At 66.7% G+C, this 15,413-nt stretch carries 13 protein-coding genes; 3 read left to right on the top strand and 10 right to left on the bottom strand.

The features are described 5' to 3' along the window. Positions 1-208: 208 nt before the first annotated feature. The 4 genes from GGR62_RS03115 to rsmG form a co-directional block, all read right to left on the bottom strand. Positions 209-1,480, bottom strand: a complete 1,272-nt coding sequence (locus GGR62_RS03115; RefSeq protein WP_184406513.1) for a TolC family protein — start codon at positions 1,478-1,480, stop codon at positions 209-211. A 55-nt stretch (positions 1,481-1,535) separates the two neighbouring features. Beyond that, positions 1,536-1,919 (bottom strand): hypothetical protein, encoded by a 384-nt coding sequence (locus tag GGR62_RS03120; protein WP_184406514.1) that lies wholly within the window; start codon positions 1,917-1,919, stop codon positions 1,536-1,538. Between the two features lie 509 nt (positions 1,920-2,428). Beyond that, the gene (locus GGR62_RS03125) at positions 2,429-4,255 is read right to left on the bottom strand and encodes a DUF885 family protein (protein ID WP_184406515.1); all 1,827 of its coding nucleotides are present in this window, start codon (positions 4,253-4,255) and stop codon (positions 2,429-2,431) included. Positions 4,256-4,704: 449 nt separating this feature from the next. After that, on the bottom strand, positions 4,705-5,346 hold the full coding sequence (rsmG, locus tag GGR62_RS03130) for a 16S rRNA (guanine(527)-N(7))-methyltransferase RsmG (protein ID WP_184406516.1): 642 nt from the start codon (positions 5,344-5,346) through the stop codon (positions 4,705-4,707). 301 nt (positions 5,347-5,647) lie between these two features. On the opposite strand from rsmG, the gene GGR62_RS03135 reads away from it, so the two are divergent. Continuing rightward, positions 5,648-7,276, top strand: coding sequence for an alkaline phosphatase D family protein (locus GGR62_RS03135; RefSeq protein WP_184406517.1), 1,629 nt, complete (start codon positions 5,648-5,650; stop codon positions 7,274-7,276). 271 nt (positions 7,277-7,547) lie between these two features. After that, a complete protein-coding gene (locus GGR62_RS03140) occupies positions 7,548-9,119 on the top strand; it encodes an alkaline phosphatase D family protein (protein ID WP_184406518.1) in 1,572 nt (523 codons plus the stop codon). 270 nt (positions 9,120-9,389) lie between these two features. Here GGR62_RS03140 and GGR62_RS03145 read toward each other — a convergent pair whose 3' ends face one another. Beyond that, a complete protein-coding gene (locus tag GGR62_RS03145) occupies positions 9,390-9,986 on the bottom strand; it encodes a 4'-phosphopantetheinyl transferase superfamily protein (RefSeq protein ID WP_184406519.1) in 597 nt (198 codons plus the stop codon). Between the two features lie 126 nt (positions 9,987-10,112). Between GGR62_RS03145 and GGR62_RS03150 the strand changes: the two genes are divergently transcribed. Beyond that, positions 10,113-10,364, top strand: coding sequence for a GlsB/YeaQ/YmgE family stress response membrane protein (locus tag GGR62_RS03150; RefSeq protein ID WP_101364965.1), 252 nt, complete (start codon positions 10,113-10,115; stop codon positions 10,362-10,364). Positions 10,365-10,417: 53 nt separating this feature from the next. Here the strand turns inward: GGR62_RS03150 and GGR62_RS03155 are convergent, their stop codons facing one another. The 5 genes from GGR62_RS03155 to GGR62_RS03175 all read right to left on the bottom strand — a co-directional run bounded on the left by GGR62_RS03155 (position 10,418) and on the right by GGR62_RS03175 (position 15,300). After that, positions 10,418-10,855, bottom strand: coding sequence for a GFA family protein (locus tag GGR62_RS03155; protein ID WP_184406520.1), 438 nt, complete (start codon positions 10,853-10,855; stop codon positions 10,418-10,420). Then, positions 10,852-11,631, bottom strand: coding sequence for an exodeoxyribonuclease III (gene xth / locus GGR62_RS03160; protein ID WP_184406521.1), 780 nt, complete (start codon positions 11,629-11,631; stop codon positions 10,852-10,854). Before xth ends, GGR62_RS03155 begins: the two co-directional genes overlap by 4 nt. 166 nt (positions 11,632-11,797) lie before the next feature. After that, positions 11,798-13,525 carry a cation acetate symporter gene (locus GGR62_RS03165; RefSeq protein WP_184406522.1) on the bottom strand — a complete coding sequence of 576 codons (1,728 nt, stop codon included), beginning with the start codon at positions 13,523-13,525 and terminating at the stop codon, positions 11,798-11,800. Beyond that, positions 13,522-13,839 carry a DUF485 domain-containing protein gene (locus GGR62_RS03170; RefSeq protein ID WP_184406523.1) on the bottom strand — a complete coding sequence of 106 codons (318 nt, stop codon included), beginning with the start codon at positions 13,837-13,839 and terminating at the stop codon, positions 13,522-13,524. Before GGR62_RS03170 ends, GGR62_RS03165 begins: the two co-directional genes overlap by 4 nt. A gap of 72 nt (positions 13,840-13,911) precedes the next feature. Beyond that, positions 13,912-15,300, bottom strand: coding sequence for a DcaP family trimeric outer membrane transporter (locus tag GGR62_RS03175; RefSeq protein WP_184406524.1), 1,389 nt, complete (start codon positions 15,298-15,300; stop codon positions 13,912-13,914). Positions 15,301-15,413: the final 113 nt, after the last annotated feature.

The raw sequence follows: 15,413 nt of genomic DNA on the forward strand, positions 1-15,413 counted from the left end.
AATCCTGGTTGGCGCCGACGCGAAGCGTCGGGCGAACGAACGAAGAAGGGGTGCGCTGGATGCGCTAGCGTCGCGGTAGGCGCGAGCATCCCTTGACGAATGCTGGATGCCGACGCAGTTGCAGTTGCGCACGCCGTTACCGATACCAGCGCAGCAGATCCAAGCCGAGGTATCCAGGCCGTGGGAAAACGCGCAGCGTAAGGAGTGCTCATGGCCCCACCTGCGCAGCGCTGTCGACCACAAACGGCTGGCCGGTCAGGCGCTGGATCTCGATCAGTGCGGTCTGCGCTTCCAGCGCCGCCGCCAGCTGCTGCTGGCGTGCATCGCTGCGCTGTGCCTGCAGCTGCGCCCAGTCCAGATAACTGGTCGCACCGGCGCGGTAGGCGCGTTCGGCGGCCGCATCGGCACGCGCCAGTGCAGGCAACACGTCGCTGCGCATGCGCGCCACTTCCAGCTGTGCGGCGCGATAGCGGCCGTGCGCATCGGCCAGCGTGGTGTAGAGCACCAGCGCCTGCGATTGCCGCTCGATGTCCAGCAACGACAGCTCCGCTTCGGCAGCGTGGATTTCCGGTTGCGCGCGTGCGGCGCTGCCCAGGGCCAGCGAGACGCTGCCGAGCAACGCAGTGGCGTCGTTGCCCTCGAGCCGGCGCACGCCCACCTGCCAATCCAGGTCCGGGCGCGCCTGGGTGCGTGCCAACCGCAGCCGCGCCTCGCGCACGCGCTGCTCGCCGTTCAAACGCGCAAGTTCTGGCGTGGCATCGAGCAGCTGCGCCAGCACCTCGAATTCGGGAATCGCCGGCAACTGCAGCGGGTCGCCGGTGACATCGCCGAAGTCCGGCGTGCGCTGCCCCCACAACACCGCCAGCTGGCGGCGTGCGGCCAGCAGTTCCTGTTGCGCGCGGTCGCGCTCCAGTTCCGCGCGCGCCTGCAGGGCCTGGGCGGTCAGCAGCACAGATTCTGGCGAGGCGCCGGCCTGCAGCCGCTGGCGCGCGGCAACGACGGTGCGCTGGCGCTGGGCCAGGGTTTCCAGTGCCACCGCATGCCGTTGCGCGGCCATGCCGATGGCCAGATAGCGCCGCGCCACCTCGGCCAGCACGTCCAGGCGCGCCAGCGCGCGTTGCGGTGCCAGTGCGTCGATGCGTGCCTGGGCCAGGGTGCGGCGTGCGTCCAGTTTGCCGCCGCGTTCCAGCACCCCGGCCAGGGTGACGGTGAGTTCGGCCTGGTCCAGCGCGCGGGTCGGGCCGCTGCCGAACACATTTTCCAGTTCGGCACCGATGCGCAACGGCGGACGCAGCGCGTTGCGCTCGGCATCGGCGGCAAGGACCGCGCGTTGGCCATCGGCCAGGCGCAGGTCGGGATGCTGCCGGGCGACGCGCGCAATGGCGTCGTCCAGGGTCAGCACGGGTTTGGGCGGTACGTCCTGCGCCATGGCGCACGGCACGACCGCGAAGACGGCAAGCGCCGTCAGTCGCAACCACATGAGGGTGTCTCCGGAATCGGGATCGATGGACAGGCCGGCAGCTGCCGGCGATGCATCAGGCCGCGATCGGGGGACGCAATCCGGTCTCGCTCAGGTGCGAGCGATAGGCGATCGGCAGCGTGGCTGGCTGCGCCTGCGCGCAGGCAGGCAGCGGCCCCCAGGCCAGCGCCGACAGCATCGCCGGGCTATGCCCATGGCAATAGCCGCTGTGCATCAGCGCATGCAGCAAACCGGCGCCGTCACGCTCGCCGGCATCGCGCTCGTCCGCGCCGTCGTGACCGTGTGGCGCGGTGTCTTCCAGATGCGCCTGGTCGTGGGCGAGCGCGTGCACATCGCCCAGGGCACAGGCCACCGGTGCGACCAGTACGCCCATGACCAGCACCGCCAACGCCATCAGGCGCAGCAACGGGTGCAACAGGCGGGCGCGGCGAAGCAACATGGGCGCAGCGTATCGGGGCCGGAGTGGTTACACAATCGCATGCACGGCGTAGCGTCGTTCACAGATGATCCCTGCGCACTGCCCTCGCTCCATGACACCCGAAACTTCGAGTCCGCAGCGTCGTTCAGATGCAATCAACTACGTGGGGCAAAAGCACCAGTCGGTCGAGGGCGCGGTGCCCTCGCCGCTTGCGGGACACGCCGTGAACCCCTCCCTGGGGGCTCGGTGACGGCATCCATGCCGCCACACGGTCCCGCAATCGGTGAGGACACCGCGCCAGACAGTTGTAGGTTGCCTTGTTCAAAAGCATGAACACCGACCATACCGACTGGTCCTTGCCCGCCCACCGTCGCGGGACCTTACGCGACATGGATGCCGCGTAAGAGAGCCCACACGGACGTACTTGCGGCGTGTCGCGCGATGGTGGGCGGGGCAAGGAGCACGCAGCCAAACCAAAGGCCAGCCGCCCCAGAGGTGGCTCTGTCAGCCGCTCCAAATGCCCCACGGCATCACGGCGCCGCGTTGCGCACCGGCTTGGCGTCGGCCGGGCGCGTCTTGCTGTCGGCGATAAACGCGCGTACCTGCTGCTCCAGCACCGGCAAGGTCACCGAGCCCTGCTTGAGCACCGCGTCGTGGAAGGCCTTGATGTCGAAGCGCTCGCCCAGCTCCTGTTCGGCCTCGGCACGCAGCTTGACGATGGTGATCTCCCCCAGTTTGTAGCTCAGCGCCTGGCCCGGCCAGGAAATGTAGCGATCCACCTCGGTGGTGACCTCGTGCTCGCTCAGCGCGGTGCGGTCGCGCAGGTAGGCCAGCGCCTGCTCGCGGCTCCAGCCATCGTGGTGCACGCCGGTGTCGATCACCAGCCGGCAGGCACGCCACATTTCGTAGGTGAGCCGGCCGAACTCTTCGTACGGGGTCTCGTAGATGCCCATTTCCTGGCCGAGCTTTTCGGTGTACAGCGCCCAGCCTTCGCCATAGGCGGAGATGTAGTTTTCACGCCGGAACGCCGGTTGGTCGCCCTGCTCCAGCGCCAGCGAGCCCTGCAGCGAATGCCCGGGCGAGGACTCGTGCAAGGTCAGCGCCGGCAGGTTGTACAACGGCCGCGATGGCAGGTTGTAGGTGTTGACCCAGTAGGTGGTGGCACCGCCGCGCCCGGCGGTCCAGAACGGGGCGATATCGTCCGGCACCGGCTTGATGGTGAAGCGCCCGCGCGGCAGCGTGCCGATGAACTTGCCGACCTGCCCATCCACGCGCTTGGAGATCCACGCGGCACGATCGAGCAATTCCTGCGGGGTCTTGGCGTAGAACTGCGGGTCGGTGCGCAGGAAGCTCAGGAACTGCGCGAAGCTGCCCTTGAAGCCGACCTGCCGGATGATCGCGTCCATCTGCGCCTGGATGCGCGCCACCTCGTCCAGGCCAATCTTGTGGATCTGCTCCGGGGTCAGTTCCAGCGTGGTGTATTCGCGGATCTGCTGGCGATAGAACGCCTTGCCGTCGGGCAGCGCTTCGGCCGCCAGCGTGGTGCGCGCCTTGGGCATGTACTCGTTGCGGAAGAAGCCCAGCAGCTTGGTGTAGGCCGGCAACACCGCAGTGCTCAGCGCGGCCTTGGCCTGTGCGCGCAGTTGCGCCTGTTCGGCGGCCGGGATCTGCGCCGGCAGCTGCTTGAACGGTGCGTAGAAGGTGGATTCGGTGGGGTCTTTGACCTCGGCCACGGTCGCGATGGAAACGTCGCGGCCATCCAGCACCGCACGCGGCACGCTGAAACCGCGCGCCAGGCCGGCACGCATGTTGGCGGTCTGCTGGTCGAAGTAGCGCGGCACGTCGTTCAAGCGCGCGATATAGGCGCGATACTCGGCGGCGGTTCTCATCGGCCGCTGCGCCATGAAGCCCAGGTTGGACCAGAACGAGCTGTCCGAATTGAACGGCATTTCGTACAGGCGCAGGCGCACTTCGGCGGCGAGGTTCTCCACCTGCGGGCGGTAGATCGCGTAGTTGACCTGGTTGGCAGGCGACAGCTGTTTCGGGTCGACGCCGTCGAGCTGCTTGAGCACGCCATCCCATACCGCCAGCCGCGCCTGCTGCGCCGCCGGGCCGACATCGGGCAGATGGGTGTTGTCGCCGGTGGTGTCGCTGTCTTCGTCGGCCTGGCCGGTCTCGGCCTGGCGCCAGCTCCATTCCTTTTCGTAGATGGCGCGAAAGCGTGCATCGGCCGGGCGTTCGGCGGTCAGCGTGGCTGGCGGCGTAGCCGGTCCAGGTGCGGAGGCCTGCGCCGAGGTGGCGACGAAGCTGGCGCCCAGCAGGGCGAGCGAGAGTGCGGCGGCGAGGGGAGATGTCACGTGCGGGCTGCCTGCGATCGGATCGAACGCACAATCATGGCAGCGTGCGCGGCGGATGCCATGGGCCGGAAGTCCCAGCAGGGATTGGGGATTGGGGATTGGGGATTGGGGATTGGGGATTGGGGATTGGGGGTTTGGGGTTGGGGATCGGAGGTAGGCGCCTTCGAAGGTCGCAACCTCTCTTGCCAAGCGGACCGGCGCCGCCCCGGGGCATTACACCGCCATGTGATCTGCCCCCTCTCCCGCCTGCGGGAGAGGGTTGGGGTGAGGGCACAGCCGATCGCGCTGCCCCCATCCGCCCTGCGGGCACCTTCCCCCGCTTGCGGGGGAAGGAAGCGGCGCCGCGCGGCCTTTCCCTCAATGCACGCGACCGGAACCCACCGACACGGCAACACGCAGACGTCGATCAAACCCTGTGGCAGTTCACTGGGCGGCAGGCAAGCCGCAGCTCACCCCGCCTTGCGCACCACCACCAGATGCCGTTCGCCATCCAGACCCGGCACCTGCAGCGGATGCACCTCGGCCACCGTCCAGCCGGCCGGCAATGCGGCGATCTCTTCGTGGGGATACACGCCCTTCATCGCCAACAGAGTGCTGCCTGGACGCAACAGGTGGCCACCGACGGCGATGATGCCGGCCAGCGTGTCCAGCGCACGCGCGGTGAGATGGTCGTAGGCGGCCGGTTCGTCCAGCGCTTCGGCGCGCGACTCGGCCACGCGTGCGTTACCCAGCGCCAGGTGACGCAATGCCTCGCGCAGGAAGCGGGCTTTTTTGCCGTTGCTTTCCACCAGGGTCACCTGCAGCTGCGGGCGGGTGATCGCCAGCGGGATGCCGGGCAGGCCGGGGCCGGTGCCCAGATCGGCGAGCGTGCCACTGGCGATGTACGGCTGCATGGCCAGCGAATCGAGCAGATGGCGGGTCACCATCTCGCGCGGGTCGCGCACGGCGGTGAGGTTGTAGGTCTTGTTCCAACGCACCAGCAGCGTCAAATAGCGCAACAACGGCGCGGCGAAGTCCGCATCCAGGGATTGGGCCTGCAGGCCATGCGCCAGTGCGGCGGCTACGTCGGGGGGAAGTGCGGCATCGTTCATGGCGCGATTATCGCAGTTGGTGTGCCGTGCAGGCGCACGCACGTGTATGGCGCATGCGGCGCTCCGGACCGACCACACCCACCGTTAGTGGCGTTGCCTGATCGTTTGATCGTTTGGCTGCCCGATTGTCCGATTGCCCGTCGGCAAGCATCACCGACCGCTGCGACAGCTGCCGCCTCACCGCCGTAGCGTCTTTCGAAGATCGCGCCATCTGCGTCGCCAGCGACACTACTGCCACTGCCATCGAACGGACATTCTCCCGTCGCATTATGGTCGCGTCCGCTAGATTGCCTTTGTGCCCATGTCCTCGATCGACTCGTCTTCCGTATCGCCTCTGCCCGGCCCCGACAACGCAACAACCTTGGTGGATCACGGCCGCCGCCGCATTTTGCTCGCCGGTACGGGCCTGGCAGCGGCCGGGCTGCTCAGCCCGTTCGCACGTGCCAGCGGCAGCCCGGACCCGTTCACGCTGGGCGTGGCCGCTGGCGACCCGCTGCCCGACGGCTTTGTCATCTGGACCCGGCTGGCGCCCCGCCCGCTGGACCCGGATGGACGCGGCGGGCTGACCGCACCGGTGCGTGTGCGCTGGCAGGTGGCCAGCGACCCGGGCATGCGCAGCATCGTGCGCCAGGGCGAAACCAGCGCCAGCCCGGCCTGGGGCCATGCGGTGCATGTGGAGGTCGCCGGCCTGGCCGCCGATCGTCCGTACTGGTACTGCTTCCAGGCGCTAGGCGCGCGTAGCGCCATCGGCAGCGCGCGCACCTTGCCGGCAGCGCATCACATACCGGATGCCGCGCGGCTGGGCTTTGTGTCGTGCTCGCACTGGGAACTGGGCTATTTCAGCGCTTACCGCCACCTGGCCGCAGAGCAGCCGGACCTGGTGTTTTTCCTCGGCGATTACATCTACGAATACAGCAACCATGGCGAGGCGGCGAACAAGATCGTGCGCCCGCACGGCAGCGGCGAATGCCTGGACCTGGCCGGCTATCGCAACCGCTATGCGCTGTATCGCACCGATCCCGACCTGCAGGCGCTGCACGCCGGCAGCGCCTGCGTGGCGACCTGGGACGACCACGAGGTGCAGAACGACTACGCCAACCGCTGGTCGCAGGATCCGTCGATTCCGGTCGACACCTTCCTGGCCCGCCGCGCAGCCGCGTATCGCGCGTTTTACGAGCACTTCCCGCTGCGCGCGCGCAATCGGCCGCATGGCGCCGACATGCGCATCTACCGCGCGCTGGACTACGGCCAGCTGGCGCGTTTCTACGTGCTCGATGGCCGCCAGTACCGCAGCGAGCAACCCTGCCCGCAGGCCAACGGCTGGCGCGGCGGGCATGTGGTGGATGACAGCTGCCGCGAACGCACCGACCCACGCCGCACCATGCTCGGCTGGGAACAGGAGCGCTGGCTGCATGGCGCCTTCGCGCAATCCCCGGCGCGCTGGAACGTGATCGCGCAGGATCTGCTGGTGGCACCGATGAACCAGCACGGCCGCGACGGCGTGCTCGGGCAGTGGACCGACGGCTGGGACGGCTACCCGGCCACGCGTACGCGCATGCTCGATGCGATCGCCAAGACCCGGCTACGCAACCCGGTGTTCTGGGGCGGCGACATCCACTCGTACTGGGTCACCGACCTCAAGGCCGATCCGGCCGACCCGGCTTCGCCGACGCTGGCCACCGAATTCGTCGGCACCTCGATCACCTCCGACGGCCAGAGCAACGCCGAGCTGCAACAGACCATGGCGCTCAATCCGCACGTGCACTACGCCGAAGGCGAAACCCGCGGCTATGTCTCGGTGACGCTGACGCCGGGCCGGATGGAAACCCGCCTGCAGGGCATCTCCGATCGCCGCGACCGTGATGCAACCGTCTCGACGTTGAAACGCTTCGTGGTCGAAGACGGCAAGGCCGGGGCGGTGGAGGCATAAGGCGCGTGCGCCGGGCTGAGGCGGTCAGCGGCAACTGCAGGCGCCGACCCATCCGCCACACCGCGCCCGGGTAACTCCCACGCTGGTCGCAGCATGCGTGAAGCGCCCTTCCCCCACCCTTGCCACGCACCTGATTCATCTATGTGCCGCGCACTGCAGCGACTGCTGCCTTGCAACCCGCGATCCACTGCGCCACGCAGCGCAATGGACACCTGCCGGTAAGACAGCGGCGCTATACCTGGACATCGCCGCCAGCTCGTCGAGGATGCCCATGACCGTCTCCGATCCCGCCCGCCGCCGCGTGTTGCAAGGTCTGGGCGCCGGCCTGTTGCTGCCGGCCACCGCCGGTTGGTCCACGCGCAGTCTGGCCGCGCCGTCCGGGCGGCCGCTCATCACCGACGGCGTGCAGAGCGGCGATGTACTGGATGGCCGGGCGATGCTGTGGAGCCGCTGCGATCGGCCGGCGCGGCTGCGGGTGGAATGGGATACGCGCCCGAGCCTGCGCCAGGCGCGTCGCGTGGACGGGCCGATGGCGGTGCCGGCGCACGACTTCACTGCGCGGGTGGACCTGACTGCATTGCCGCGCGATCAGGACATCTTCTATCGGGTGCGCTTTGAAGATGCCGACAGCGGCGTTTTGAGCGCGCCGGTGCTTGGGCATCTGCGCAGCGCCCCGCACGCGCGTGGTGATGTGCGCTTTGTCTGGAGCGGCGACACCGTTGGGCAGGGCTTCGGCATCAATCCGGACATCGGCGGCATGCGCATCTACAGCGCGATGCGCGCGCGCAACCCGCACTTCTTCCTGCACAGCGGCGACACCATCTACGCCGATGGCCCGGTGCCGGCCGAACTGATCGTCGAAGAAGGCAAATGCTGGCGCAACCTCACCACGGCCGCAAAAAGCAAAGTGGCCGAAACGCTGGACGAATTTCGCGGCAATTACCGCTACAACCTGCTCGACGACCACATGCGCCGGTTCAATGCCGACGTCGCGCAGATCTGGCAATGGGACGACCACGAAACCACCAACAACTGGTCGCCGGGCAAGCAACTGGACGAACGCTATCGGGTGCGCGATATCGACGTGCTGGCCCGGCGTGCACGCCAGGCGTTTCTGGAATACGCACCGATGCGCGGCGTACGCGCCGATGGCGACGGGCGCATCTACCGCAAGATCGGCTACGGCCCGCTGCTGGATGTGTTCGTGCTGGACATGCGCAGTTATCGCGGCGCCAACAGCGACAACCTGCAGCCGCAGCCAGGTGCGGACACTGCATTTCTCGGCACGCAGCAATTGGCGTGGCTGCAACGCGAACTGGCCGGCTCACGCGCGCAGTGGAAGGTGATCGCCGCCGACATGCCGATCGGCCTGCAGGTACCCGATGGACAGGACGCCGCAGGCCACGCGCGTTGGGAGGCGATCGCCAATGGCGATCCGGGCGTGCCACGTGGCCGCGAGCAGGAAATCGCCACGTTGCTGCGCTTCATCAGCACCGCGCGCATCCGCAACACGGTGTGGCTGACCGCCGATGTGCACTATTGCGCTGCCCATTACTACCACCCGGATCGCGCGACGTTTCAGCAGTTCGAGCCGTTCTGGGAATTCGTCGCCGGCCCGCTCAATGCCGGCAGCTTCGGCCCGAATGCGCTGGATGCCACCTTCGGCCCGCGCGTGGTGTTCCAGAAAGCGCCGCCAGCGCAGAACACCTCGCCGTTGGCCGGGTTCCAGTTCTTCGGCGAAGTGGAGATCGATGGCGGCAGCGGCGTGCTGACCGTGACCTTGCGCGATCTGGACGGCGTGGCCCAGTTCCGCCAGCCACTGCTGCCGCACGCAACGGCATAGCGAAAACGCGAACCGCCATCGCAAGCGCACACCCCGGCTGCATGCCGTTGTGCGCGCATGGCTGTCGTGGCCTCTGGCATCGCCACGTCAAGGCATGCACCACGCCTGCACCGGTGACGGACGCAGCATTGCCTGGCCGCTTCTGGAGTGGCTCCCAACACGAAGCGACGTGCAGCCAGGTCGGAGGGCAAAGAAACGCAGTCCGCGCGGTACAGGCAGATCCCGGGCAGCCACCGCACTGGCGACCAATGCAGTCTTCGCCTGCGGCCCTCAGCCGACTGCCAGCGGATAAAACGCCAATGCCGCGCGGCAATCCGGTGCGGCCCACCATTCGTGCACCTGCCAGAGCGCAGCCTGGCCTAGCTCCGGGTCGCACCATTGCAAGTGCAATGCACCGTCGGGCCCGACGGCATAGGCCAGCCGATGCAAGCCAAACGACAGGCCGTGGCCGTACGCCTTGAGCAAGGCTTCCTTGGCGCACCACAGGCGGAAGAACACCGCCTGCTGTGCGTCCGGCTCCAGCGTGGCGAGCAACGCGATTTCATCGGCGTGGAAAAAGCGCTGCGCGATCTCCAGCAGGCGCGGGCGGGCGCGAATCCGCTCCAGATCCACCCCCAGCCGCACGCCTTCGCCAAGCCCGACCAGCAGATAGTCGCCGCTGTGGCTCCAGCCGGCGTCGTGCTGCGGCAAGGCCGGCTGCAGGGAGGGTCGCCCGCGCGCATCGCGCTGCACAGGCAGCTGTTCCGGCGCGATGCCCAACGCGGGGCCGAGCAGTTGCCGCGCCTGCGGTTCGCCGCGCTCGCCATGCCGGTGCGGGCGCAGCCACACCTGCACCGGGCCGATCCGCCAGCTCGTGTGCGCTGTCACGCCGCCTGCACCAAGCCGAACCGTCGCCAGCGTGCCGAACCGCACGCGACGGCTGCTTCACGCCGGCCTGCGTTGAATGGCGCCCATGCACCACTCCCGGTGCACTGACATGAGGAGATCGACAACATGGGCATCATCATCTGGTTGATCGTCGGCGGCATCGTGGGTTGGCTTGCCAGCATCATCATGCGTCGCGACGCACAGCAAGGCATCATCCTCAATATCGTGGTCGGCATCGTCGGCGCGCTGATCGCGGGCTTCCTGTTCGGCGGCGGCATCAACCAGGCCATCACGTTGTGGACCTTCGTGTGGTCGCTGGTGGGTGCGGTGATCCTGCTGGCAATCGTCAATCTGTTCACGCGTGGTCGCTTGCGCTGATCCAAGCGCACGGCGGGTCACACAACGCCCGGGCTTGCCCGGGCGTTGTCGTTTCAGCCATCGGCCGGAACGCGGTCGGCCGGATGGTGGACACCGTCTTCCACCGGCACGGCGATGTTCAACGCATACGGATTGACGCCATCCAGGCAGCCGACGTTATAGCCGTATTCGTTGGGGTTGGACCGGCGTCGGTGATGGGTATAGATACCGCACACGCTGCAGAAATAATGTGCGGCGGCATGCGTATTGAACTGATACAGCTGCAGCACGTCTTCGCCCTGCAGCACATGCAGGCCATCGAGCGCGACCGAGGCAACGATGGCACCGCGTCGGCGGCACATCGAGCAATCGCAGCGGCGTGGATCGAGCAGGCCGTGCGGCAGCTCCAGATCGATCTGCACCGCGCCGCAGTGACAACTCAACCGATGCACAAGCCCGAGCGTCACCTCGCCTATCTTGTGCGTGCTGTGCCGCAGATGCCGCTCGCTCATGCACTCGCCTCTGCCAAACGCACCCATGCCGGTGCATGATCGCTGGGACGCTCCCAGGTACGCGGCTCGCGATCGATACCCGCTTCCACTGCTCGGCTGCGCAAGGCCTCCGACACCAGGGTCAGGTCGATGCGCAGGCCCAGATTGCGCCGGAACCCGGCCTGGCGATAATCCCACCAGCTGAACTGCTCGGCAGCGTCGTGATGCAGGCGGAACGCATCGTGCAGACCCAGCGCCAGCAGTTTTTCCAATGCCGCGCGCTCCGCGGTGGAGGTAAGGATATGGTGCTCGTTCCATACCGTGGCGTCGTGCACATCGCGCGCGTCCGGGGCGATGTTGAAATCACCCAGCACCACCAGCTGCGGATACCGCTGCAGTTCCTGCGCCAGCCAGTCGTGCACCGCAGCGAGCCAACGTAGCTTGTAGGCGTACTTGTCGGTACCGACGTCCTGGCCATTGACCACGTACAGATTGACGATGCGCACCCCATCGACGGTGGCCGCGATCACGCGCTGCTGCACGTCGTCGAAACCGGGGATGCCCATCTGCACGTCCAGCGCGGGCGAACGCGACAGGATCGCCACGCCGTTGTAGGTCTTCTGCCCGCAGAACACGCTGCGATAGCCCAGCGCGGCCAGCGCCGCATCGGGAAACTTGTGGTCTTCCAGCTTGGTTTCCTGGATGCCGACCACGTCCGGCATGAACGCCGCCAGCCACTGTTGCAGATGCGGCAGGCGCACGTTGAGCGAATTGACGTTCCAGGAGGCAATTTTCATGGCGCGGACCGTGGTTCAAACCGCCAATGGTAACGCGCCACCCCAGGCACGGCGCGGCAATCCTGTCCTGGACCACTTGGTCAGCACGCTCCGGCGCGGTGCCCACAACGCAACACGCCGGCACATGGCCGGCGTGTTGCGATCGCATCCGCGATGGATCGCTACCTCAGTGACCCGATGCACCGCTGGCACCCAGGCCGGTTTCGGCACGGATCTGCTGGGCCTTGAACGCGGCGCGTTCATTGGCCGCCTGCGGACTGCGATCCAGCACCGAGAACAGCCAGATGCCGACAAAGCCAATCGTCATCGAGAACAGCGCCGGCGAGGTGTACGGGAACGGCGCCGAACCGGCCGCGTTACCCAGCGTGTCCACCCACACCGACGGCGACAGCACCGTGAGCACCAGCGAGGAGATCAGGCCCATGAAGCCGCCGACCACCGCGCCACGCGTGGTGCAGTTCTTCCACAGCAAGGACAGGATCAGCACCGGGAAGTTGGCCGAGGCGGCGATGGCGAACGCCAGCGACACCATGAAGGCCACGTTCTGCTTCTCGAACACGATGCCCAGCAGCACCGCGATCACGCCCAGCACCAGGGTGGTGGCACGCGAGACCTTCAGCTCGGAACCCGGCGCCGGATTGCCCTTCTTGATCACCGTGGCGTACAGGTCGTGCGACACCGCCGAGGCACCGGACAGGGTCAAACCTGCGACCACCGCCAGGATGGTGGCGAAGGCCACCGCCGAAATGAAGCCCATGAACACGTTGCCGCCCACTGCATTGCCGACCAGCACCGCCGCCATGTTGGCCGCGCCCTTGCCGCCGTGGATGGTGCCGGTGGCGACATCGGCGAACTGCGGGTTGGTCAGCACCAGTGCGATCGCGCCGAAGCCGATGATGAAGATCAGGATGTAGAAGTAGCCGATCCAGGTGGTGGCCCACAGCACCGACTTGCGTGCCTGCTTGGCATCGGGAACGGTGAAGAAGCGCATCAGGATGTGCGGCAGGCCGGCGGTACCGAACATCAGCGCCATACCGAAGGAGATCGCCGAGATCGGGTCCTTCACGAAACCGCCCGGCCCCATGATCGCAAGGCCCGCCTTGGCGGCGTCTTCAGGCGATGCCCCGCCGTTGGCCGCGATCGCCGTCTTCACCCGCACGCCCTCGGCAAACAGCGCCTCGAAGCTGAAGTTGAAGTGCCACATGATCGCCACGGCCATGAAGGTCACGCCGGTCAGCAGCAGCACCGCCTTGATGATCTGCACCCAGGTGGTGGCAGTCATGCCGCCGAACAGCACGTAGACCATCATCAGCACGCCGACCAGGGTCACTGCGACCCAGTAGTCCAGGCCGAACAGCAACTTGATCAGCGCACCGGCACCGACCATCTGTGCGATCAGATAGAACAGCACCACCACCAGCGTGCCCGATGCGGCAAAGCTGCGGATCGCGGTCGGCGCGAAGCGGTAGCCGGCCACGTCGGCGAAGGTGTACTTGCCGAGGTTGCGCAGCCGTTCGGCCATCAGGAAGGTCAGGATCGGCCAGCCGACCAGAAAGCCGATCGCATAGATCAGGCCGTCGTAGCCGTTGGCCATCACCGCCGCGGTAATGCCCAGGAACGAGGCCGCCGACATGAAGTCGCCCGCGATCGCCAGGCCGTTCTGGAAGCCGGTGATGCCGCCGCCGGCGGTGTAGAAGTCAGAGGCCGATTTGGTCTTGGCCGCCGCCCATTTGGTGATCCACAAGGTGCCCAGCACGAAGAAGCCGAACATGGCGATCGCCACCCAGTTGGTGGGTTGCTTGTCGACCTGGCCCATGTCGCCACCGGCGGCCAGCGCGAGGCCGGCCGGCAGCAGGCCGGCCACAATCAGGAGAAGGCGCGAAGTCTTGCTCATTTGCGGGCTTCCTCCAGGATCTGCGCGGTCAGCTGGTCGTAGGTGTTGTTGGCGCGACGCACGTAGATGGCGGTGATGATGATGGTGAACACCATCACCCCGATCGCGATCGGAATGCCGACCGAGGTCACGCCATCGCCGATCGGCTTGGCCAGGAACGCCTTGTCGAAAGCGATCAGGCCGATGTAGCCGTAATAGGCCAGCAGCATCAGGGCGGTGAGTGTCCAGCCCAGCACGTTGCGCTGGCGCTTGAGTGCGTGGTACTTCGGATTGGCATCGATCTTGGCGATCAGTGCGTCATTCGAGACGGTCATTGTCTGTCTCCTGGTAGAGCGAAAGTGGCGATGCCTGTCCCGCCGCAGCGGGATGCATCGCCGGCGGCAACATTAGAAGGTGTACTTGGTGGTGAACTGCAGGCGCGAGATGTCGCCGCTGTCGCCGTTTTCGATCTCGCGACGTCCGAACATCAACTCCGCACCCACATCGACCTTGGGCAACGGCGAGTAGAAGATGTTGGCGCGCACGCTCTGCTGCGAGGTCGTCGCAAGCTGGCCGGAGTTGACCGCATCACGGTCGTAGTCGACGCGCGAATACATGATCGTGCTGCGCAATTTGGAGGTGTAGTCGTGCCGCCATGCCAACCAGCCTGCCACGGTGCTGATGGTCTGGATCTTGCCGTCCACATCGATCTCCACGTCCGGGCCGTTGCCCAGGCCCAGATAGCGACCAAGGCCTTCGCCGTAGCTGAGCTGATAACGCAGATCGTTTTTCGAGTTGATGATCCAGCGACCGCCGCCGGCAATGGCGCCGCCGAAATCGGTGTCGTTGGTCAAGGCGCTGCGCGTGCGGTACTGGCGTGCAATGGCCGACAGACCGAATGTGCCCCAATCGCCCTTCCAGTTGTAGCGGGCGGTCAGGTCCGGCATCGCGCCATGATCCGAGGCCAGGATGGTGTTGCCACCCTGGTACGGCGTGGTCAGCGTCTCGGGGTTTTCGGCCGACACGCTAAAGGCACCACGGGTGTAGCGGATCTGGGTCTGGCGACTGAACAGCGCGCCGTCGGTCGGCCCGACGATGTCGGCCGCCTCGGGCAGGATCGAGGCATCGATGAAGTTGGACCAGGTCTGGCCGGCCAGCCAGTTGTTCCAGCTCACGTAGGCGTGGCGCAAGGTGCTGCCGTACAGGTTGTTGACCTGGTTGGCCAGCGCATTGCCGAAGAAATCCATTTCGATGAAGCCGGTGAGCTTGTCGCCGTTTTCGGTGACGGTATCCACGCCCAGGCCGAAGCGCGAGAACTTGGCGTGGAAGTCGGTGTCGGTGCTCGAAGGCGAGCCACCGACCGGGGTCTGCACCGGGATGTACAGATAACGTCCCACCGCACCCTCGGCCAATTGGCCGTCCCCGGTGCGGGTGGTCAGGAAGTCGGCCTTGATGAAACCGCTGTAGCGGAACGTGGTGCCAGGCACCGCGTTGGGCGTGATGCTGGTCAGCTGGATCGGCTTTTTGCCGGCCGGCAGCGCAGGCGCAGCGGCGACCGGTGCCTGCACCTGTGCAGCGCGCACCTCGGTGACCTGGGTCTGGGTCTGGGCAATCTGGCCCTGCTGTTGCTGTTGCGCGGAGACCAGCAGCTGGACCTGACGCTCCAACTCGGCAATACGCGCTTCCAGCGCCTTTTCCTTGGGCGTTTGCGCAAACGCCACGCCCGGCAGAATGCTGGCGACAAACAAGGCAGCCGCCAACGGATGGCGCACCAACGATGCAGTACGGTGTTTCATGGACCCCTCTCCCCGATGAACGCTTCGCGCTAGATGGCGATGCTGTGCGGAGCGTGCGGCAGTCCACGCGTGTGAGCCTATTGTCCTTTGGTCGAAGCTGCAGCGCAGCATTG

This window comes from Xanthomonas sp. 3075 (assembly GCF_014197275.1).
In the GTDB taxonomy this organism is placed as follows: domain Bacteria; phylum Pseudomonadota; class Gammaproteobacteria; order Xanthomonadales; family Xanthomonadaceae; genus Xanthomonas; species Xanthomonas campestris_B.

Coding starts and splice junctions, on each gene's coding strand:
- GGR62_RS03115 (WP_184406513.1), bottom strand. CDS start 1,480: ATGTGGTTGCGACTGACGGCGCTTGCCGTCTTCGCGGTCGTGCCGTGC.
- GGR62_RS03120 (WP_184406514.1), bottom strand. CDS start 1,919: ATGTTGCTTCGCCGCGCCCGCCTGTTGCACCCGTTGCTGCGCCTGATG.
- rsmG (WP_184406516.1), bottom strand. CDS start 5,346: ATGAACGATGCCGCACTTCCCCCCGACGTAGCCGCCGCACTGGCGCAT.
- GGR62_RS03135 (WP_184406517.1), top strand. CDS start 5,648: ATGTCCTCGATCGACTCGTCTTCCGTATCGCCTCTGCCCGGCCCCGAC.
- GGR62_RS03140 (WP_184406518.1), top strand. CDS start 7,548: ATGACCGTCTCCGATCCCGCCCGCCGCCGCGTGTTGCAAGGTCTGGGC.
- GGR62_RS03150 (WP_101364965.1), top strand. CDS start 10,113: ATGGGCATCATCATCTGGTTGATCGTCGGCGGCATCGTGGGTTGGCTT.
- GGR62_RS03155 (WP_184406520.1), bottom strand. CDS start 10,855: ATGAGCGAGCGGCATCTGCGGCACAGCACGCACAAGATAGGCGAGGTG.
- xth (WP_184406521.1), bottom strand. CDS start 11,631: ATGAAAATTGCCTCCTGGAACGTCAATTCGCTCAACGTGCGCCTGCCG.
- GGR62_RS03165 (WP_184406522.1), bottom strand. CDS start 13,525: ATGAGCAAGACTTCGCGCCTTCTCCTGATTGTGGCCGGCCTGCTGCCG.
- GGR62_RS03170 (WP_184406523.1), bottom strand. CDS start 13,839: ATGACCGTCTCGAATGACGCACTGATCGCCAAGATCGATGCCAATCCG.
- GGR62_RS03175 (WP_184406524.1), bottom strand. CDS start 15,300: ATGAAACACCGTACTGCATCGTTGGTGCGCCATCCGTTGGCGGCTGCC.